Origin of the sequence: Teichococcus aestuarii, from assembly GCF_003116135.1 — a bacterium.
Lineage (GTDB): Bacteria > Pseudomonadota > Alphaproteobacteria > Acetobacterales > Acetobacteraceae > Pseudoroseomonas > Pseudoroseomonas aestuarii.
Map to the genome: position 1 here is coordinate 1 of NZ_PDOA01000100.1, position 265 is coordinate 265.

Below are 265 nucleotides of genomic sequence, written 5' to 3' on the forward strand. Positions count from 1 at the left end.
TCTTGGCAGCGGCGGCGCTCTTGCGCGTCGCGGCCGCCTTCGGCGCGGCGGCCTTGCGCGTCGTCGTGCTCTTGGCAGCGGCGGCACTCTTGCGCGTCGCGGTCGCCTTCGGCGCGGCGGCCTTGCGCGTCGTCGCGGTCTTGGCAGCGGCGGCGCTCTTGCGCGTCGCGGCCGCCTTCGGCGCGGCGGCCTTGCGCGTCGTCGTGCTCTTGGCAGCGGCGGCGCTCTTGCGCGTCGCGGTCGCCTTCGGCGCGGCGGCCTTGCG

The 265-nt window shown here is 77.7% G+C and carries 1 protein-coding gene; it reads right to left on the bottom strand.

What is annotated here, in order from left to right; all coding sequences use genetic code 11:
- On the bottom strand, positions 1-265 hold a 265-nt coding region (locus CR165_RS26300; protein ID WP_181378363.1), incomplete at both ends, for a hypothetical protein.